Annotated in this window: 14 protein-coding genes; 4 read left to right on the top strand and 10 right to left on the bottom strand. The window is 58.5% G+C overall.

Going from position 1 to position 20,692, the window contains the following annotated elements; translation table 11 throughout:
- Nucleotides 1-163 precede the first annotated feature (163 nt).
- A complete protein-coding gene (gene mfd, locus LRK71_RS03480) occupies nt 164-3,625 on the bottom strand; it encodes a transcription-repair coupling factor (RefSeq protein WP_232401094.1) in 3,462 nt (1,153 codons plus the stop codon).
- A 122-nt stretch (nt 3,626-3,747) separates the two neighbouring features.
- Nucleotides 3,748-4,275, bottom strand: a complete 528-nt coding sequence (locus LRK71_RS03475; protein WP_232401092.1) for a component of SufBCD complex — start codon at nt 4,273-4,275, stop codon at nt 3,748-3,750.
- Nucleotides 4,276-4,512: 237 nt separating this feature from the next.
- Here LRK71_RS03475 and hemB point away from each other — a divergent pair, with 237 nt between their 5' ends.
- Together hemB and LRK71_RS03465 are read left to right on the top strand one after the other, a co-directional pair.
- Complete coding sequence (gene hemB / locus LRK71_RS03470) at nt 4,513-5,511, top strand: porphobilinogen synthase (protein WP_232401090.1); 999 nt, start codon at nt 4,513-4,515, stop codon at nt 5,509-5,511.
- A gap of 231 nt (nt 5,512-5,742) precedes the next feature.
- Entirely contained in the window at nt 5,743-6,318 is a 576-nt protein-coding gene (locus LRK71_RS03465; RefSeq protein ID WP_232401088.1) for a lipid-binding SYLF domain-containing protein, read from the top strand.
- Nucleotides 6,319-6,443: 125 nt separating this feature from the next.
- On the opposite strand, the gene LRK71_RS03460 is transcribed toward LRK71_RS03465, so the two are convergent.
- The gene (locus LRK71_RS03460) at nt 6,444-7,316 is read right to left on the bottom strand and encodes an NAD(P)-dependent oxidoreductase (protein ID WP_232401086.1); all 873 of its coding nucleotides are present in this window, start codon (nt 7,314-7,316) and stop codon (nt 6,444-6,446) included.
- 115 nt (nt 7,317-7,431) lie between these two features.
- Here LRK71_RS03460 and LRK71_RS03455 point away from each other — a divergent pair, with 115 nt between their 5' ends.
- The gene (locus LRK71_RS03455) at nt 7,432-9,939 is read left to right on the top strand and encodes a penicillin acylase family protein (RefSeq protein WP_232401084.1); all 2,508 of its coding nucleotides are present in this window, start codon (nt 7,432-7,434) and stop codon (nt 9,937-9,939) included.
- Nucleotides 9,940-10,080: 141 nt separating this feature from the next.
- Here the strand turns inward: LRK71_RS03455 and hflX are convergent, their stop codons facing one another.
- From hflX to trkA, 4 genes are all read right to left on the bottom strand, one after another.
- Nucleotides 10,081-11,352, bottom strand: a complete 1,272-nt coding sequence (hflX, locus tag LRK71_RS03450; RefSeq protein ID WP_232401082.1) for a GTPase HflX — start codon at nt 11,350-11,352, stop codon at nt 10,081-10,083.
- On the bottom strand, nt 11,352-11,591 hold the full coding sequence (hfq, locus tag LRK71_RS03445; RefSeq protein WP_008204623.1) for an RNA chaperone Hfq: 240 nt from the start codon (nt 11,589-11,591) through the stop codon (nt 11,352-11,354). Before hfq ends, hflX begins: the two co-directional genes overlap by 1 nt.
- A 133-nt stretch (nt 11,592-11,724) precedes the next feature.
- Complete coding sequence (locus LRK71_RS03440; protein WP_232401080.1) at nt 11,725-13,260, bottom strand: TrkH family potassium uptake protein; 1,536 nt, start codon at nt 13,258-13,260, stop codon at nt 11,725-11,727.
- Nucleotide 13,261: 1 nt separating this feature from the next.
- A complete protein-coding gene (gene trkA, locus LRK71_RS03435) occupies nt 13,262-14,638 on the bottom strand; it encodes a Trk system potassium transporter TrkA (RefSeq protein WP_232401078.1) in 1,377 nt (458 codons plus the stop codon).
- A 102-nt stretch (nt 14,639-14,740) separates the two neighbouring features.
- Between trkA and LRK71_RS03430 the strand changes: the two genes are divergently transcribed.
- Nucleotides 14,741-15,223 (top strand): hypothetical protein, encoded by a 483-nt coding sequence (locus LRK71_RS03430; RefSeq protein ID WP_232401075.1) that lies wholly within the window; start codon nt 14,741-14,743, stop codon nt 15,221-15,223.
- Between the two features lie 307 nt (nt 15,224-15,530).
- Here the strand turns inward: LRK71_RS03430 and ntrX are convergent, their stop codons facing one another.
- From ntrX to LRK71_RS03415, 3 genes are all read right to left on the bottom strand, one after another.
- Nucleotides 15,531-16,940: a nitrogen assimilation response regulator NtrX gene (gene ntrX / locus LRK71_RS03425; protein WP_232401073.1), complete on the bottom strand. Its 1,410-nt coding sequence runs from the start codon at nt 16,938-16,940 to the stop codon at nt 15,531-15,533.
- On the bottom strand, nt 16,937-19,225 hold the full coding sequence (locus tag LRK71_RS03420) for a sensor histidine kinase NtrY-like (RefSeq protein ID WP_232401072.1): 2,289 nt from the start codon (nt 19,223-19,225) through the stop codon (nt 16,937-16,939). Before LRK71_RS03420 ends, ntrX begins: the two co-directional genes overlap by 4 nt.
- Nucleotides 19,226-19,324: 99 nt before the next feature.
- On the bottom strand, nt 19,325-20,692 hold the full coding sequence (locus tag LRK71_RS03415; RefSeq protein WP_232401069.1) for a response regulator: 1,368 nt from the start codon (nt 20,690-20,692) through the stop codon (nt 19,325-19,327).

The following is a 20,692-nucleotide window of genomic DNA, read 5'->3' as shown; positions in this document are numbered from 1 at the left end:
AACAGCTATCAAGCGCCTGTTGATCTGGAACACTCTGACTTGTCGCGCAGGCGGCCAAAGCAAAAACACCACAAATTGCAGTAATTTCAAAACTGTTTGCATCAAAATATCTCTCAATAAATTACATTTACTTAAAGGCGAGTTTCATTCATCCAAAGCAGCGTCAATGGGCCTTGGCTTTGGCTTTTTTTCGCTCGGCAATCAAACGCTCTGCCAGATCGCGGGCAATGGCAAAGGCCCCTTTGATCTTGTCACTGTCCCTTTTCCAATCGCGGCGCACCACGATCTTGTTGTCCTTGACCTTAGCCAGACCATTTTGCCCCTGGATGAAATCAACCAACCCCTGCGGCGAGGCAAATTTATCGTTGTGAAACTGCAGCGTCGCGCCCTTGGGGCCAGCATCCAGTTTGGAAATGCCCGCCCGTTTGCACATCGCCTTGATCCGAACAACCAGCATCAAGGTATTGACCTCTTTGGGCAATTTACCAAAGCGGTCGATCAGTTCAGCGGCAAATCCTTCCAGTTCCACCTTGGTTGTCAGCCCCGACAGGCGGCGATACAGGCCAAGGCGCACATCCAGGTCGGGCACATAGGCCTCTGGGATCAGCACCGGTACGCCCAGATTGATCTGCGGCGCCCATTGCTCATCAGCGTCAGACAGGCCCTCCAGCTCACCTGATCGGATCTTGGCGATCGCCTCTTCCAGCATGGATTGATAGAGTTCATACCCCACATCGCGCATCTGGCCCGACTGCTCTTCGCCCAGCAGATTGCCGGCTCCGCGAATATCCAGATCCTGGCTGGCCAGGGTAAAGCCGGCTCCCAGCGTATCCAATGACCCCAGCACCCGCAGGCGCTTTTCTGCTGCAGGCGTGAGGCGCTGGCGCGGCTTGGTGGTCAGATAGGCATAGGCACGCGTCTTGGAACGCCCCACCCGGCCCCGGATCTGATAGAGCTGCGACAGGCCAAACATATCCGCCCGGTGCACCACCATGGTGTTTGCCGTGGGAATATCGAGACCGGATTCCACAATGGTCGTGGCCAGCAGGATGTCATACTTCCCGTCATAAAAGGCATTCATCCGGTCATCCAGCTCTCCGGCGGCCATCTGCCCATGCGCCACGATGTAGCTCAGCTCTGGCAGTTGTGCTTTCAGGAAATCTTCGACCTCGGGCAGGTCTGAAATACGCGGCACCACATAAAAGCTCTGCCCGCCGCGATAATGTTCGCGTAGCAAGGCTTCACGCAGGGTGACGGCATCAAATTCGCTAACATAGGTGCGGATGGCCAGGCGATCCACCGGCGGGGTCCCGATAATCGACAGGTCCCGCACGCCCGTCAGGCTGAGCTGCAGGGTACGCGGGATCGGGGTTGCGGTGAGCGTCAGCACATGAATGTCAGAGCGCAGCTGTTTGAGGCGTTCCTTATGGCCAACGCCAAAGTGCTGTTCTTCATCAATGATCAACAGGCCAAGATTGTTAAAGCGGATATTTTTCGCCAGCAAAGCATGGGTGCCGATGACGATATCAACCGTTCCCTTGGCCATACCTTCACGGGTTTTCGCAGCCTCCTTGGCGCTGATAAAGCGCGACAACTGCCTGACTTCCAACGGGAACCCACGAAAACGTTCTGTAAAAGAGGCCGCATGCTGACGGGCCAAAAGAGTGGTCGGTGCAATCACCGCCACCTGCACGCCAGACATCGCGGCCACAAAGGCGGCGCGCATCGCAACCTCGGTTTTACCAAAGCCTACATCGCCGCAGATCAGCCGGTCCATCGGCTGACCAGAGGTAAGATCCGCCATCACATCCTCAATGGCGCGCAGCTGATCATCAGTTTCCTGATAGGGGAAGCGGGCTGAAAATTCCTCCCAGGCGTGCGGTGGCGGATCCATCGCCGGGGCGCGGCGCAGGGCGCGTTCAGCCGCGATGCGGATCAGCTTATCCGCCATTTCGCGAATGCGCTCTTTCAACTTGGCCTTTTTCGCCTGCCAGGCACCACCGCCAAGACGGTCCAGGAAGGCCTCATCATGGCCGTATTTTGACAAGAGCTCGATGTTTTCGACTGGCAGGTAGAGCTTGGACTCTTCGGCATATTCCAGCAGCAGGCATTCATGCGCAGCCCCGGCGGCACGCACCACCTCCATGCCCTGATAGCGGCCAATGCCGTGATCCACATGCACCACCAGATCGCCTGGGCTCAGAGACTGGGTCTCGGTCAGGAAGTTTTCGGCCTTGCGGCGTTTCTTTGGTGCCCGGATCAGGCGATCACCCAGAACATCCTGCTCTGAGATCACCGTCATTTTGTCGGATTGGAACCCATGTTCCAGTGCCCAGACCGCCAGATGCAGACCGGAGTTACCAATACGCGTACCATCCATCACCGGGATGACTTCGGCCAGTCCCTCATCTTCGATCAAGCCGGTCAGACGTTCGCGCGCCCCCTCTGAATAAGAGGCAACAATCACCGGCCCCTCTTGCAGGCGCGCCTTAATATGGTCGGCCAAAGCCCCAAAAAGACTGATGCTTTCCTGCTGACGCTCGGGCGCAAAATTGCGCCCGATGCGCCCGCCCGCATCCACCACCCCAGGCCCAGAGGCCTGCGCCAATGGGTGAAGCTGGATCCGGCGATGGTCAGATACGGCCGCTTCCCAGGCAGCATCATCCAGATAGAGCAGACCGGGGGGCGCGGGTTTGTAGACCGTATCCAACCGCCCCTTTTGGTGCATGGCGATCTTGCGGGTTTCATATTGATCTTCAATACTTTCCCACCGCGCCAGCCGCGCCGGTGTCACCTGATCATCAAGTGTCAGTGTGGCCCCCGGCAGATAGTCAAACAGGGTTTCCAGTTTGTCGTGGAAAAACGGCAGCCAATGCTCGATCCCCTGGTGCTTGCGCCCGGCGCTGACCGCTTCATACAGCGGGTCATCGGTTCCGGCGGCACCAAATTCGATACGATAGTTTTGGCGGAATCTGGTGATCGCCGCCTCATCCAGGATCACCTCGGACACCGGGGCCAGTTCAATCAGATCCAGGGTTTCGGTGGTACGCTGGCTTGCCGGATCAAAGCGGCGCACCCCGTCCAGCACATCGCCAAAGAAGTCGAGCCGCACCGGGCCGCTATCGCCGGGCGGATAGATATCGATAATGCCACCGCGAATGGCATAGTCGCCCGGCTCCATCACTGTTGGGCTTTGTACAAAGCCCATACGCACCAGAAAATTGCGCAGGGCTTTTTCATCGACCCGCTGGTCCACCCTGGCGGAAAAGGCCGCCGCGCGCAGCACATCGCGCGTTGGCACCCGCTGACTGGCAGCATTAAGCGTGGTCAGCAAGATAAACTGCTTTGGCATCTGGTGCACCAACGCCGCCAGACAGGCCATACGCGAGGCCGCCACATTCGGGTTGGGCGAGACCCGATCATAGGGCAGGCAATCCCAGCCCGGAAAGATGATCACCGGCATCTCCGGGGCAAAGAAGGCAAGGGCTGCGCGCATTGCCTCCATGCGTTTGTCATCACGGGCGATATGCAAAACGGGTTGGCCGGATTTAGCCAATTCATCCAGGATCAGCCGGGCATCAAACCCTTCGGGCGCGCCGCCCATGGTGATTGCTCGTTGCGCCATTGTGCGCCTCTCCTTTTAACTGCTGACCGCTTGCCCTGTCTGACCATTTCCCTGCCGCGGGAAGAGCTGTGATGCCAGATAGATGCGTCAAGGCCTGAATGCCAGCCCGGGCGCGGCCTTTCTTAGCCCCCCAAAGGGCCGATATGCAGGTTTTGATACATGCCCCACAAGGCGGTGACAAAAATGCAAAGCATGCCAAGAAACTGCACGCAGACACGACAGATCGAAAGCGCCCGATACAGCGCCTCTTCGCGGTAGTCGTTCTGCGTAATTTTCTGGGCGGTTGCCAGGTTAATCAGCACAACCAGCGACATGGGAAACACCAGCAAGAAAATGGCCTGGGCCGTCTCTACCTTCAGCAGGAACCCAAGGGTTGCTAGCCCGGACAACACAAAACAGGCCAAGCCCAGCAGCCAGACCCCGGTAGAGCGCACCACAAAAAACAAACGGTTCACATTGATGCGCACCATATCGTCCAGATCCTGCGCCGATTGCCCCCCATATTTGCGCGCCCGCTGCACCATATCAAAGGGCACCCCCAGCACCCGATGGCTCAGGGTTGACCACATGATTGCCAGGGCGATCCAATACCAAAGATTGGAAAAAGACCGCAAATCAATCATCTCGGACAGGGTTTCAAACAGACTCAAAGCTCAGACGCCTCTCTTCATGCCGGGGCAGCGGGGCAATCGCCCGCAAGGTATCGTGAAACGCAACACTCGGCCCTTCACCTTCGCGCCTATATCCCCCGATGTCAGGGGCGAAACAAGCCCCACTGCGGCAGGGACCCCAAGCATCCCAACAAAGCGCGGCGATTGTGCCACTTGCCAGCGCCCTGGGTTCCATGCGACCCACAACAGGTATAGAAGAAAAACAAAGAGTTCCCGATGAAGCCGACAGTCGCCCCCTTCCCCGCTGCCCGTTTGCGTCGCACCCGGGTCAGCCCCGCACTCCGTGGCCTGGTACGCGAAAACACCCTGACAACAGAAGATCTGATCTGGCCAGTGTTTGTGCGGTCAGGCCAAGGCATTGAAGAACCGGTGGCCTCTATGCCCGGTGTTATGCGCCGCTCTGTCGACCGGGTGGCCGAGGCTGCCAGCGAGGCGCAGGCGCTGGGTATTCCGGCGATCTGCCTGTTTCCCTATACCGATGCCGATCTGAAAACCGCCGACTGCGCCGAGTCCTGGAATCCCGATAATCTCTGCAACCAGGCCATTCGCGCCATCAAGGCGGCAGCGCCCGAAATCGCGGTGATGACCGATGTGGCTCTGGACCCTTACAATATCAACGGCCATGACGGCTATGTTGTCGATGGTGAAATCCTCAATGACGAAACAGTAGAGGCGCTGGTGAAGATGACCATGGCCCAGGCCGATGCCGGGGCGGATATCATTGGCCCATCCGATATGATGGATGGCCGGATCGGTGCGATGCGCCGCGCGCTAGAGACCGCTGGTCATCGCAATGTCTCAATCCTGTCTTACTCCGCCAAATATGCCTCTGGCTACTATGGGCCTTTCCGCGATGCCGTTGGGGCCTCTGGTGCGCTGCAGGGGGATAAAAAGACCTATCAGATGGATCCCGGAAATTCGGATGAGGCGCTGCGCCTGGTCGAACGCGACCTGCAAGAGGGGGCTGATATGGTCATGGTCAAACCTGGCATCGCCTATCTGGATATCTGCCACCGGGTCAAATCCACCTTTGGCACCCCGACATTTGCCTATCAGGTCTCGGGCGAATACGCGATGATCCAGGCGGCAGCGCAGAACGGCTGGATTGATGGCGAAAAGGTCATGCTGGAAAGCCTGATGGCCTTTAAACGCGCAGGCTGTGACGGGGTGCTGAGCTATTTTGCGCCACAAGCCGCCCGGATCCTGAACGGCTAATCACCGCAAGCAGGGAAATTTCCACCGCAAGGGCAAGAAAACGCCCGCATCATCAGGCGCTGACGTCAAAGTGATGACAGATTGCCGAAATGGGCGTATAATCCTCGCAGAGCCGGAAAACCGGCCTTTTATTGAACCCCGCTTGGGGTGCCATGCGTGATGGGCACTCATATTATTCTTGAGCCCTGCTGCATGACCGCCCCTAGCGCCCCAGGACAGGCAACTGGAAATATGAGCAGCAGATCTTTTGACCGCATGTCGCGTCGCGGTTTCTCCCTGAGTCTTTTGGCCGGAGCAGGCGTCACCGCAGCCTGCGGCAATGGCGTAGGCACCAACAACGGCGCCACCATCGACGCCCGTGTCGATGCAACGCTCAGCCAAATGTATAGTCTATACCCCAACACCGTAACCCTGGCTGAAAAATCCACCGGCATGCTGGTGATGCCACTGGTGACAGAGGCCGGCTTTTTTGTCGGCGGCGCCTATGGGCGCGGTGCCCTGCGCATCAATGGGGCAACGGTTGATTACTATTCGACCATCAAGGGCAACGCCGGCTTGCAGATCGGCGCGCAACAATATGCCCATGTGCTGTTCTTTATGACCCAGGATGCCCTCAGCGGCTTTCGCCGGTCCTCTGGCTGGGCGGCTGGTGCAGATCTTGAATATGTGGTGCGCGATGAGGGAAATTCGATCTCTACCGATACCAACACGCTGACCTCGCCGATACTTGCCGCAGTGTTTGGTCAGGCAGGTCTGCGCATTGGTGCCACACTGGAAGGCACAAAATACACCCGCATCATCCCCTAGGCGACACAATGGGGTATGGGCGGCACAACGCCGCCCATACCCCATCACCAAACAGGGCGGCGCAGATACATCCTGCACCGCCCTATTTTTATGCCGATTTTTGCATTTACCCCGGTAGTCGGGAGTTAGCCCATCGCCCGCAAGCGTTTGATCAGCGACGATGTATCCCAGCGGCCACCGCCCAGTTTCTGGACATCCTTATAGAACTGATCCACCAGCGCCGTGACCGGAAGGCTTGCGCCGGTTTCATTGGCAGTATCCAGGCAGATGCCAAGATCCTTGCGCATCCAGTCCACCGCAAAGCCATGCTCAAAATGATCATCCAACATGGTTTCAGAGCGGTTTGCCATCTGCCAGCTGCCGGCAGCGCCCTGACTAATCACCTCGACCACGGCACGCCCATCAAGGCCAGCTTTTTCCGCAAAATGAAGCGCCTCGCTGAGGCCCTGCACCAGGCCTGCGATGGCAATCTGGTTGCACATCTTGGTCATCTGGCCCGCGCCGCTGTCGCCAATGCGGCGACAGATACGCGCATAAGCGCCGATCACCGGCTCTGCGCGCGCATATGGGGCCTCATCGCCGCCACACATGACCGACAGTACACCGTTTTCCGCCCCGGCCTGACCGCCGGAAATCGGTGCATCCACAAAGGCAATCCCAGCCTGTGCCGCCGCCGCGTAGAGTTCCCGCGTGACCTGGGCCGACACGGTGGTGTGATCCACAAAGACACTGCCCGACGCCATGCCGGCAAAGGCCCCGTCCGGACCCAGGCACACCGCCCGCAGATCATCATCATTGCCGACGCAAGACATGACAAATTCGGCCCCCTCGGCGGCGGCACGCGGAGTGGCGGCAAAGCTGCCGCCATGTTCCTTGGCCCAGGACTCGGCCTTGGCCGTGGTGCGGTTGTAAACGCTGACCTCGTGACCCGCAGCTTGCAGATGCCCGGCCATCGGATGCCCCATAACCCCCAATCCCAAGAATGCGATTTTTGTCATGTGCTTTTCCCTTGTTCTGAACTGGCTTATGTTGGGGATACCCTAACATCGGTCCGGCGGGGTGCAATTGCACCCAAGACGCCAAAGCCACAAAAAACAGGAAAAAAAGCCCCAAATGGCACGTCTTTTTCGCTGGCTCTTTCGGCTTGCCGCCGCACTGATTCTTCTGGCGCTTTTGGCCAGCGGCCTGGCCTACTACCTGGCGGCGCAATCCCTGCCGGACTACGATAAGGAAATCGCCCTGCCAGGCCTGTCTGCGCCGGTGGAAATTGTCCGCGACAATGCCAATGTGCCGCATATTTTTGGCAGCTACGGCGCGAGCGACGAAGACGTCTATTATGGCCTTGGCTACGCCCATGCGCAGGATCGTCTGTGGCAGATGGCGGTGATGCGGCGCACCGCCCAGGGGCGCTTGTCAGAGATTTTTGGCACCCGTACGGTTGAGACTGATATCTTTTTGCGCCGCCTGGATCTTTATGGCCTGGCTCAGCAATCGGTGTCGGCGCAGTCGCCAGAAACCCGTCAGGCCCTAAAGGCCTATTCTGCCGGGGTGAACGCACGTCTTCTGGAAATCAACGAAGAGGCCCTGGGGCGCGGCGCGCCCGAGATGTTCTTGTTTAATATGCCAATGTCGCCCTGGCAGCCCGCCGACAGCATCGCACTGATGAAGCTGATGGCGCTGAAATCTTCCAACCATCTGCAGGAAGAGGTACTGCGGGCGCGCACCTCTCTTGCTCTGACCGATCCTGACCGGCTACGCGATATCCTGCCCGATGCGCCGGGTAAGGGCACCACCGCCCTGCCGGAATATGCCGCGATCTTTCCCGATGTGGCGCGCTATGCCAACCTGACAGCGCCAGACAGCGCCGTATCGCCCGACAGCCAAACCCCATTTGGCAACAGCCTGTTTCCGGTGCCCCCGCGTGGCCATTCAGGGGCCTCCAATGCCTGGGCCGCCGCGCCAAACCGCTCTGCCTCTGGTGGGACTTTGCTGGCCAATGATCCACATCTGACGCTTAGCGCACCGGGCAGCTGGTATCTGGCCCGCATGGAGCTGGCCACCGGTGGCATCATCGGCGGCACCATTCCTGGCATCCCCGCCATCCTGTCGGGCCGCTCCGAAGATCTGGGCTGGGGCATTACCGCTTCGTACCTGGATGATCAGGACCTGTTCATCGAAAAGCTCAACCCTGAAACCCCAGAGGAATATCTGAGCCCGCAGGGCTATCGCAAGTTCACCAGCCGCCCCTCTATCATCAAGATCAAGGATCGTGCCCCCGTCACCCTGACCCTGCGCTGGAGCGAAAACGGCCCCATTCTTCCCGGCTCTTTGTTTGATCTGTCGACCATTACCCCGCCGGGGCATGTGGTCAGCCTCGCCTGGACCGCGCTGGACCCGCAGGATACCTCGATGACGGCGGCAATTGGCTTGATGCGCGCTTCCCGCGTGGCAGAGGCCATTTCTGTGGCAGAGGGTTTCATAGCGCCCTCGCAGAACCTCGTGCTGGCGGATCAGCAGACCATCGCCCAGAAAACCATCGGTGCCTTTCCGGCCCGCGATGCCCGCCATCACAGCAAGGGTCGCCTACCCAGTCAGGGCTGGCTGCGCGAAAACCGCTGGCTAGGGCGGGTCCCCTATGCGGCCAACCCCGAATTCATCAGCCCGCGTGGTGGTATTCTGGGCAATACCAACAACAAGATCCTGGAACGTCCCTTTCCCAACCATGTCTCTTACCTTTGGGGCGATACCCAGCGGATCAATCGTTGGCGCCGCCTTATGCAAAACCGCGAAGTCCATACCCGCGACAGTTTCATGGAGGCACAGCTTGATACGGTTTCCTATACTGCGCGCTCTTTGTTGCCCGTGATCGGTGCGGATCTGTGGTTTACCGGCGAAACCGCTGAAGAAGGCAGCCGCACGCGGCAACGCCAGATCGCCCTGTCGCTCTTGTCGGAATGGAATGGCGAGATGAACGAGCACCTGCCCGAACCGCTGCTCTATGCGGCCTGGCTGCGGGCCTTGCAGACGCGGCTGATTGCCGATGACCTGGGGCCACTGGCCAGCGCCTACAGCCAGGTGGATCCCCTGTTTATCGAACGGGTCTACCGCGATATTGAAGGCGCCGGGATCTGGTGTGATGTGCGCCAAAGCGCGCCACGTGAAACCTGCACTGACATGGCTCGCCTAGCGCTGGATGATGCGCTGATCTGGATCGAGGCACGCTATGGTACCGCACTGGAATCGCTGCGCTGGGGGGATGCGCATCAGGCAACCCATGATCATGAAACCCTAGGAGGGGTGCCGATACTGCGGTTTTTTGTCAATATTCGCCAGTCCACCAGTGGAGGCGACAATACTCTGCAGCGCGGCCTGACCTCGGGTCAGGATCCCACGCCCTTTCGGAACATTCACGCTGCCGGTTATCGCGGGGTCTATGATTTTGCGGACCCTGACAGTTCCTTGTTCATTCTGGCGACGGGGCAATCCGGGCATTTCCTGTCGCGCAATTATGATGACATGGCGCAGCTATGGCGTCGCGGCGAATATGTGCCGATGTCGCTGGATGAAGACCTGGCCCGCGCCGCCGCCGTGGGGGTGACGGTTATTCAACCGCGAAACTGATCCGCCAAGTGCAGCCCCCGCATAACGCAAAAAGAGCGCAGGTTTACCCCTGCGCTCTTTCTTTTCAACATGTCTGGCTGTGCCTAGGGCCTGTCGCATTCATGTGCATTCCTGCGACGGGCCTCGGGATATCATTTTGCATTAGATGGCGTTGAACTGCGCCTTTTGCTTGTCTGTCCAGCGCACAGTCAGGGCAAAGCCCTCTTCGGTTTGTTCTTCGCTGGTAACCACATCCTGACGGAACAGCCAAGCGCGCTTCTTGCCGTCGGAAAAGGGCAGCGTAAAGCTTTCGACATGACGCACCCCTTCCAGTTTGACGGCGACATCCGCAAGCAGGGCGTCGATCCCTTCGCCGGTCAGGGCCGAGATCGCATGGATCCCATCTTCGCGCGCAGCACGCTGGCGGCGAGCTTCGGCCACATCTTCGGGCAGCTGATCCAGTTTGTTCCAGACTTCGATCTGGGCGCGGTTTTCATCCACCCCCAGGGTCGCCAGGATCGCCGCCACATCATTGGCCTGATTCTGGCTGTCCTCGTGGCTGATGTCACGCACATGCAAAATCACATCAGCGGACAGCACCTCTTCCAATGTGGCGCGGAAGGCCGCAACCAGTTCGGTCGGCAGATCCGAGATAAAGCCAACGGTATCAGACAGAATCACCTCTGGCCCATCGGGCATTTCCACCCGGCGCATGGTTGGATCCAGGGTGGCAAACAGCATGTCCTTTGCCATGACATTGGCCCCGGTCAACCGGTTGAACAGCGTTGATTTGCCAGCATTGGTATAGCCCACCAAAGCCACAATCGGGAACGGGATCTTCGCCCGCGCGGCCCGGTGTAGACTGCGGGTTTTCACCACCTTGGCCAGCTGCCTGCGCAGGTTGACCAACTGGTCATCAATCGCGCGCCTGTCCGCTTCGATCTGGGTTTCGCCGGGGCCACCGACAAAGCCAAGCCCACCACGCTGACGTTCCAGGTGGGTCCAGGCCCGCACCAGACGGGTGCGCTGATAGTTGAGCGCTGCCATTTCCACCTGCAACACACCTTCGCGGGTGCGGGCACGATCCGAAAAAATTTCCAGAATCAGCCCGGTCCGGTCAAGGATTTTGACGTCCCAGGCCTTTTCAAGGTTGCGCTGCTGAACCGGCGACACCGGCCCATCAATCAGCACCAGGTCCACCTCGTTGCTTTGCAACAGCCCCTTCAGCTCTTCAATTTTACCAGAGCCAAACAGCATGCCTGCATGGGCCTTGGGCAGCCGCACAACACCGGAACCGACAACATCAAGGTCAGGTAGCGCCTCGGCCAAGGCGACGCCTTCTGCCAGGGCAGGTTCAGCGGGGCGACGCCCCTGATCCGATTTGATATCCGGATGAAGCACCCAAGCTCGGGTGCGAATCCTGTCATGCTCCATCAAGAGGCGTCTTCGCCTTCATATAGGCTGATGGGCTGGGCTGGCATGATGGTGGAAATCGCGTGTTTATACACCAACTGAGACTGGCCATCCCGGCGCAGCAGTACGCAGAAATTGTCAAACCAGGTGATAACCCCTTGCAGCTTGACGCCATTGATCAGGAAAATTGTCACCGGAACCTTGGTTTTGCGAACGTGATTAAGGAAGGCATCCTGCAAATTCTGTCTGTCCGAAGCCATAGTATTTTCTCTCGCCTTTGTTCTTGCACCAGACTGCGGACCAGCCTGGCTAATTGCAAACAACTATGACTGCAGATTTTGCCAGTTTCCACCCGAAAAACACCGTTTTTTGCCCAAGCGACAAGATGGTGCCCTAGCTGCGCCAGAAATTTGGCGACAAAAGTGCAATAATTGCCAGTGTTTCAAGACGCCCAAGGATCATAGCAAAACACAGGATCAGCTTGGCGATGGGCGACAGAATGGTCAGAATGATGGGTTCATTGCCAGCAATTTCCACCAGTGGCCCCGTGGTGGACAGGGATGCAATCGCCAGGATCAGCGAATGCTCAAAATCACTGCCCACCGCCGAGAGCGCAATGCTGATCAACGCCAAAGACAGCGCAAACAGCATAAAGAACACCCAGGCGACAAAGGCCCCATTGCGCTGAATGCGCTTGTTGCCACTGCCTGCACCGCTGACTGACGAGGGATGCACCAGGCGTTCCATCTCGCGCATGCCATTGAGATAGAGCGCATAGACCCGCAGCAGCTTGACCCCGCCGGCGGTAGTGGCAACCCCGCCCCCGATCACCGACAACCCTAGCAGGATCATCCCCGGTGTCTGCAACCCCGACCATTGCTGAGAGGTCTGCCAATCGGCGCTTTCAAAGCCCGTGGTGGACAGAAACGACATGACGGTAAATACCCCACCCCAGAGTGAGCGCAGCGCCTGCAGCGGTTCGGTCTGCCCGCCCACCTCAAAGGTGGATAGCAGGTGCCACAGAAACAACACCATCGGCATGATCAGAACGATCAAGACACCGGTTCTGAATTCTGGATCCTTGTCCAGTCGGCCAGAGCCCACGGTGACCGTATCATTGGAAAAAGTCAGCCGGGACAGGGCAAAGAACATGAACAGGAACATCACCATCTCGCCAGCAATGCCAGACCCGGCGTTTTCAGTGCCGCCCACCGCCGAAATCCCCGAGGTCGACAGCACCGACATCGCATGGGTCAAGCCAACCAACGGTGTCTCTCCGGTGATGATCAACAGGATCCACAGCGCCAGCGTCAGACCAGCATAAACCGGTGCCAGGGTAACGGAGATCAGAATCAACCGCTGCCTGGGGTCGCTGTTCTGGGCCTGCGGAGGAGCATCGCTGCCACCGCCCGGTTCGCCTCTTGCGGTGACCTCAAAGCCACCCAGCGACAGTGGTGCCAGCACCGCCGAGGCAGCGACCCACATCAGTAAGCCACCAAGCCAGGCTACCATCGCGCGCCACAGATGCACACTGTCCGGCAGCCGCCCCGGATCGGCGTAAATATCGGCGCCAGTGGTGGTAACCGCACTCACCATATCAAAATAGGCGTTCAGGAAACTGGTGTTACGCAGGGATTCCTGCACCGGAACCGCCAGAAACAAGGGCAAGACCACAAAGGTCGCCAATAGCGACAGCAACTGCCCTGGCATGCCATAGCGCGGCACCCGATTACCCAGTGACAGGCCCGCCAGCGCAACCAGAAACAGCCCCAGAACACCCGTATAGAAAAACGCCCGAGAGGTCAGATGATCGTTCAGCGCCAGAGCATGCACCGCCGGCACCCACATGGCCAGCGAAGCCAGGCACCAGATCAACAGGAACAGCGGCAAGCGCAAGATCCGATAGGGGGTTTTGTTGCGCCGTCCCATACTAGAAATAGTCGATGGAAACCTGCATCAAACGCTCCACCTCGGGGACGTCATCCGCCATAGCAAAGAGCGCAATGACATCACCCTCTTCAATCTTGAACCCACCTGACGGGCGCAGCACCTCACCGTCCCTCAGAACTGCGCCAACTAGAACGCCTTCGGGGAAGTCGATTTCGCGGATGATCCGCCCGGCCATCGGAGAGGTACCCATGACCTCTGCCTCGATCACCTCTGCCTCGGCATCGCCAATGCTATAGACCTGCCGCACCCGGCCATAGCGGATATGGCGCAGGATCGAACTGACGGTAGTAGCGCGCGGGTTGATAAAAGCATCAATCCCCAAAGGCTTCAGCAGCGGCAACAGCGTGGGGTCATTAATCAACGCAATAACAAAGGGGCAACCCTCGGCCTTGGCGCGCACCGCGGCCAGCATATTGGTTTTGTCATCATCGGTCACCGCCAGCATTGCATCGGCGCGATCAATGCCGGCCTCAATCATCAGCCCGCGATCCAGACCATCGCCATTCAGCACAATGGTACGTTCCAGCGCCTCGGCGGCGATTTCGGCGCACCTGCGGTTTTTCTCGATCATCTTGGCGCGAATGCGGCTGGTGCCACTTTCCAGCGCCTTGGCAACCTCTAGCCCGACGTTGCCGCCGCCAACGATCACCACACGATCCTGACGTTTCTCAACCTTGCCAAAGACTTCGATGGTGCGATTCACATCCTCTGCATGGGCAAAGACATAGCAGCTATCGCCAACGAACAGTTGGTCCCCTGGCTCTGGCGCAAACAGGGTTCCGTCACGCCGCACCCCGACAACAATGGCGCGCAGGGTGGAAAACAGATCCGTCAACTGGCGCAGCGGCGTATTCACCACCGGGCAGTTTTCGTCGATTTGAATACCCAAGAGCTGCGCCTTGCCCCCCATAAAGATCTCGGTATCAAAGGCGGCGGGTGCCGACAGGCGTTGCATCGCCGCAGCGGCCACCTCGCGTTCAGGGCTGATCACCACATCAATGGGCAGATGCTCGCGCCGATACAGATCGGAATAGATTGCATTCAGATAGCTACGGGCACGCAGACGGGCTATTTTGCGCTGGATCGAAAAGACTGAATGGGCCACCTGACATGTGACCATATTCACCTCATCCGAATGGGTCGCTGCGATGATCATATCGGCATCCCGCGCCCCGGCCCGATCCAGCACATCCGGATAAGAAGCAAAGCCCGCGACCCCCTGCACATCCAGCGTATCGGTCGCCCGTCGCACCAGTTCAGGGTTACTATCCACAACCGTCACATCGTTTTGTTCAGCAGAGAGGTGGCGCGCAATCTGCCAGCCGACCTGGCCTGCGCCACAAATAATCACTTTCATGCCATTGTCCCTTGGGCGCCATTTTGCCAGTTTTGCATGACAGAAGCCACCGGAGGGGTCAAATCAATTGTAACTTTGGCGAAGATGGCGCAAAGTACTGGCATGATACATGGAACTCGTGTCACCGCTTTTACACTGCTGCTGCTTGGTCTTACAGCCTGTGGCCCCCTTCCCGTCTATTACAATGCCGGACACAATCAGGCTCAGACTCAGGATGCGACGCTCTCCTGCCAGGTTCAATCCCTGAAACAGGCCCCCGTCGCCAATCAGCTCCGTCAACGCCCACCGGTGTATTATCCCGGCTCCCGGCACTGCGCCAATGGCAGCTGCTGGGCACGACCTGGGTATTGGGTGGATGGCGGCAGCTATACGGTGGATGTAAACCAAGGCCTGCGCCAACAGCTTGAACAGCGCTGCATGGCGACAAGTGGATATCAGAAGATAGAGCTGCCACGCTGTAGCCAGCAGCAAATCGCCAGCCTTCAGGCGCAGCCGAATGGGACAAGACCGGGTCACGGCCTAACGCCTGAATCCTGTGCCCTGCGCCAAAAGGATGGCCGCACCGTGATTTTGCCCGCCCTCTGACACTGCCTCACTGTCCCTGCCGCATTGACGCGGAGACAATAAGGCAACTGATGTCAAAATGCCCCCGAAACCGGGGCCATTTCTCTCTTCTCGCAAGGTCGGCCTTCTCTCTAAGTCGGTGGGGCATTGCCCTGCCTATGCTCTCTGGTCAGCGCAAGAGGGCCCGCCACATTCAATCTGCCCTGAGAGAGTGTCGCGTTCATTTGCATTCACGTGACGGGTTCTCCCTATTGGTGACTGGCTCTCCTTATTTGGTTTCGCATGTTTTTGTTGCGCGAAACCAAGCCCCTCTTTTGCGCATCCTGCCCTAGACGAGGTCCTCTTCCTTTTCGACATGGGCCACACGGGCCCCCGTCTTGTTAGAGGTCACCACCCCAAGCGACTTCAATTTGCGGTGCAGCGCCGAGCGCTCCATCCCGACAAAAGACGCGGTCCGGCTGATATTGCCGCCAAACCGGTTGATCTGCGTCAGCAGGTATTCGCGTTCAAAGGCTTCGCGGGCTTCGCGCAGCGGCAATGTCGCAAGCGCCCCCGAGAGCACCACCCGGCCATCATCAGTTGCTTTTTCTTCTTCACGCGGCAGATCCTTGGCCTCGATCGGGCCAGTGCCTTCGCCCAGGATCAACACCCGTTCCACCATATTCTTCAGCTGGCGCACATTGCCCGGCCAGGTCATGGTCTGCATCAGAGCGACGGCCTCATCCGCCAGCGCCCGCAGCGGCAGGCCCTGGATTTCATTGAACTGAGAGATGAAATACTCTGCCAACTGCGGAATATCTTCGCGCCGATCCGCCAGCGAGGGTACCTCGATCGGCACAACATTCAGGCGATGATACAGTTCCTGGCGAAAGCGGTCAGCGTTGATTTCAGCCTCAAGATCCTTGTTGGTAGCCGAAATCACCCGTAGATCGACGCGCAGCTTGTCGCTGCCCCCAACCCGTTGGAATTGCTGATCCACCAGCACCCGGAGGATTTTGGACTGGGTGCCAAGCGGCATATCCGCCACCTCGTCAAAGAAGATCACCCCGCCATTGGCCTGTTCCAGCAGGCCCGGCTCTATGCCCCGCTCGCTGGATTCACGGCCAAATAGCACCTCTTCCATGCGCTCAGGCTCGATAGCGGCGCAACTGGCGGTGATAAAAGGCGCGGCGGCGCGGGCCGAATGTGTGTGAATATAGCGTGCAGCGATTTCCTTGCCACTGCCGGCCGGACCGCTGAGCATGACGCGACCATTGGATTTGGTCACCTTGTCCAGCTGCGAAATCAACCCGCGGAAGGCAGCAGAAGAACCGACCATTTCAGAACTACCGGTCTCTTTGCGGCGCAGATCGGTATTTTCACGCCGCAGCTGCGAGGCCTCCATTGCGCGTCGGATAACCACCATCAATTGATCAATATTAAAGGGCTTTTCAATGAAGTCATAAGCCCCCTGTTTGATCGCCGCGACAGCGATTTCTATATTCCCATGGCCAGAGATGATCACCACCGGCACCTCGGGGCTATCGCGTTTCACCGTTTTCAGGATATCGATGCCATCCATCTCGCTGTCTTTGAGCCAGATATCCAGGATCAGCAGCGATGGCAGCTCTTGGCTGAGCTGCTCCATGCACTCATCCGAGGTCCCCGCCTTTCGCGTCGCATAGCCTTCATCCTCCAGGATATCGGAAATCAACTCGCGAATGTCACGTTCATCATCAACAATCAGAATGTCACTCATGTCAGACCTGCTTTCACTGTATTCCGGTTTACCTGGCCCGTGCTGGCAGCTGCGGGCAGGCGAATAACTGCCATGGCACCAGCATGCTGGTGCCCTTCAAAAAGCGGCGCATCTTCAAGAGAAAGCGTGCCGCCATGTTCTTCGATGATCTTTTTCACGATAGGAAGCCCCAAGCCGGTACCTTCGTTGCGCGTGGTCACATAGGGTTCAAATAGCCGGGCGCGATCCTCTGGCAGACCAATGCCATTGTCCGCAATCGTTACCTCATAGCCGCCAGTCGGCTGCTGCTGCAGGGCGATGCGAATTTCCGGCACGACCGGGATGTCGGGCTTCTTTTGGCGCAGGGTTACAATGGCTTCGCCTGCGTTCTTGATCAGATTGGTCAGGGCCTGGCCAATCATGGTTGCATCCAGGTCCGCACAAAGCGGCGTATCCGGCAGATCCGCGGTGATCTTGACGTCGGGCTGGCCAGTCTGCTGCAATGTCACAGCATCCCGTACCAGCGTCACCAGGTCTTCCTCGCGCCGCTCTGGTTCCGGCATACGCGCGAATTTTGAAAACTCGTTGACGATACGCCGCAGATCATTGGTCTGGCGTACAATCACATCGGTCATGGATTGAAGCTGGTCGCTATTTTCTTCGCCCAGCATTGGCGCAAACTTACGTTTGATCCGCTCCGCGCTCAGCTGGATAGGGGTCAGCGGATTCTTGATTTCATGCGCGATACGGCGCGCCACATCGCCCCAGGCTGCCATGCGCTGGGCACTGACCAGATCGGTCACATCGTCAAAGGCCACAACATAGCCTTCCAGACGGCCATCATCTGCGCGCCGCCGCGACATGCGCACCAGCAGGTTTTCCAGCTGCCCCTGACGGCTGACCTTGACCTCCCCCTGTTCTGCCTCGCCGCCGCTGGCCAGCAGGGTTGCAAACAATGGGCCGAATTCGGGGATCGCCACCGACAGATCCAGAGATTGCTGGTCTTCGTGCCAGTCAAGCAGCCGCTCGGCCGAACGGTTCACAAAGGTGATCTTACCCGCATCATCCAGCCCCACCACGCCAGAGGTTACCGAAGACAGCACCGAGTCAAACAACCGCCGCCGCCGCTCGATCTGGTTAGTATTTTCCAGCAGGGTGGCGCGTTGAGCCCGCAATTCCCGCGTCATCTGGTTGAAGTAATGACCCAATTGCGAAATTTCATCGCCGCCGTTTTCCTCGGGGACCTGAACATTCAGATCACCACCGCCGACCCGCTGGGCCGCAATGGTCAAGCGCCCCACAGGCCGGGACAGACGTTCAGCAAACCAGATCGCCAGCCACATGGCCGCCAAAATCAATATCACCGCAAAGCCGATATAAAGCAGACCAAATTCAAACAGCACGCGACCGCGCTCTTTCTCCAGCTGCTGGTACAAGAGAGCCGTTTCCTGGGTTTCATCCAGCAAATTCAGTAGGGTGCCATCAACATCGCGGCTGATGTAGAGGAAGCGATCAACAAATGCGCTCAACCTCACCAGGGCGCGGAACTCGTTATTGTCCCAATCCTGAATGATGGCGACGCCTTCGGGATTGCTGCTGGCGCGGGCAAGATCCTCGGCACTGGGACGTTCAAAATCAAATTCATAGGATCGTTCACCACGGGCGCGAATACGACCAGTCCCGTCGATGACATAGGCCTCGCGCAGCCCGCGCTGGATCTGCAGCTGCCCCTGGGTCAAGACCTGACGCAGCTCGGCATCATTGATGTAGAAACTCTGGCTGCGGCTTTGATCAAGAAACCGTGCCAGGGCCTGGGCATCGGTGGCAATATCGCGGCGCTGCTCTTCCTGATAGGCCTCGGCGGCGGACAAAGAGCTGCCGATCACCTGACGCACCCGCTGTGAAAACCAGCCCTCCAGCCCGACATTCACCGTCAGCACAGCAAAAACCGCGACAATCACAGTCGGCCCCAGCGCCAGAAAGCCAAAGGCACCAATCAACCGCAAGTGCAGGCGAGATCCCGCCGATTTAGAGCGCCGAGCCGCAAACAGCCGCACAATCTGGGTCAGCACCAGCACCGCGATGGCCATGATATAGACCATATCCGCCAACAGGATCAGTCGCAGCGGCCGTGACGAGGCCCCATGACCCAGCGGGCCAAAAATGAGAAAGGTCAGCAGTGCCAACAATGGCCCCAGCAGAACCATTCCAAGGGTGCCGATATTGCGAGCCTGGCGCGTCTTACGCCACCGGTCCAAGGCCAAAAATGGCCTATAGCCGCTCCATAGATGTGACCTTTGCGCCACGCGCCACCCTCATTCTGATGTGTGACCGCCGTGGTCAACCGCCATATGTCGTGGTTGCAAACAGGACGAATACCCGCGAACCACAGCTCTGTGGCGATATTACATCAGTTTGCGGCGCCGTGTCACCTCTATATCCAGATCCGTAATCTTCTTTCTCAAAGTATTCCGGTTGATGCCCAGTAACTCGGCGCATTTCGCCTGATTTCCGCCTGTTGCAGACAGGGCAATCTCGATCAAAGGTGCCTCAACCTCGCGCAGGATCCGGGCATAGAGACCCGGTGGGGGCAGGATGTCGCCGTGTAGATCAAAATAGCGCTGCAAATGGCGCGCGATAGAATCGGTCAGCTTTTCATTCACCGCGCCGCCAATGACCGGCCCCGCATCGGTTTTGGGCCCCAGAGCTGCGGCAACTTCGGCGCGCGAAATTTCTTCACTTCGCGCGGTAAGCGCAAGGCGGCGAACGATATTTTCCAATTGCCGCACGTTTCCGGGCCAGGCGCAGTGGCGCATCATCTCGCTTGCTTCATCGCTGAAGTAACGATGCGGCGCGCCGTCATTTTCGGCCTTAACCAGGAAATGTGCCGCCAGCAGAGCAATGTCTTCGACCCTCTCACGCAGGCTGGGAACCCCCAGTTCGGTGCCGGACATCCGATAGTAAAGATCCTGGCGCAGCGTGCCGTTTTCCATCGCAACGGCAGGGTCCTTTTGGCTGGTCGCCATAATGCGTGGCGCATGGGTGCCAGGGGAATCCATCATCCGCACCAAGCGCGCCTGCGCCTCATCCGGCAAATCAACCAGCTCATCAATCAACAGGGTCCCCCCCTTGACCTCGGCCAGCAGCCGCGCCGGCCCTTCCAGCGCCATCAGATCGCTTTCCGACGCGGTCACAAACGGCAGGGTACGGCGATCGGAAAAATCATGCACAGCACGGGCGATCAGTGATTTTCCTGTGCCGCTCTCGCCGGTGATCATCAGCGGCATATCGGTGTTCATCACCCGTGCAATCAGACGGTAGAGCGCCTGCATGACCTCGGTGCGGCCAATCAGCGGCAAATCCTCCGGGCGCTCGTGATCTTCTACGGTGGAGCCGCTGGGAGATTTGCGCGATTCCGCCATAGCCTTGGCGGTGCGCTTCATCAGCTCCGGCAGGTCAAAGGGTTTTGGCAAATAGTCATAGGCCTCTGCTTCGGCGGCCTTGATCGCTGTCATGATAGTGTTTTGCGCCGAAATAACGATAACCGGAAGCCCCGGGCGATCTTGGGCGATCTTGGGCAGCATTTCCAAGCCATTGCCATCAGGCATGACGACATCTGAAATCACCACATCCCCCTTTCCTTCGGCAACCCAGCGCATCAATGTGGTCAGCGAGGAGGTCGCGTGCACCCGACAGCCTGCACGGGTCAGGGCCTGCGTCAATACAGTGCGGATAGTGCGGTCATCATCAGCGACAAGAACTGTGCCGTCCAT

The organism is Pseudophaeobacter flagellatus (assembly GCF_021228235.1).
GTDB classification, from domain to species: Bacteria; Pseudomonadota; Alphaproteobacteria; order Rhodobacterales; family Rhodobacteraceae; genus Pseudophaeobacter; species Pseudophaeobacter flagellatus.
The sequence above is the reverse complement of the archived record's forward strand: the minus strand, read 5'-3'. Positions and strand labels throughout refer to the sequence as shown.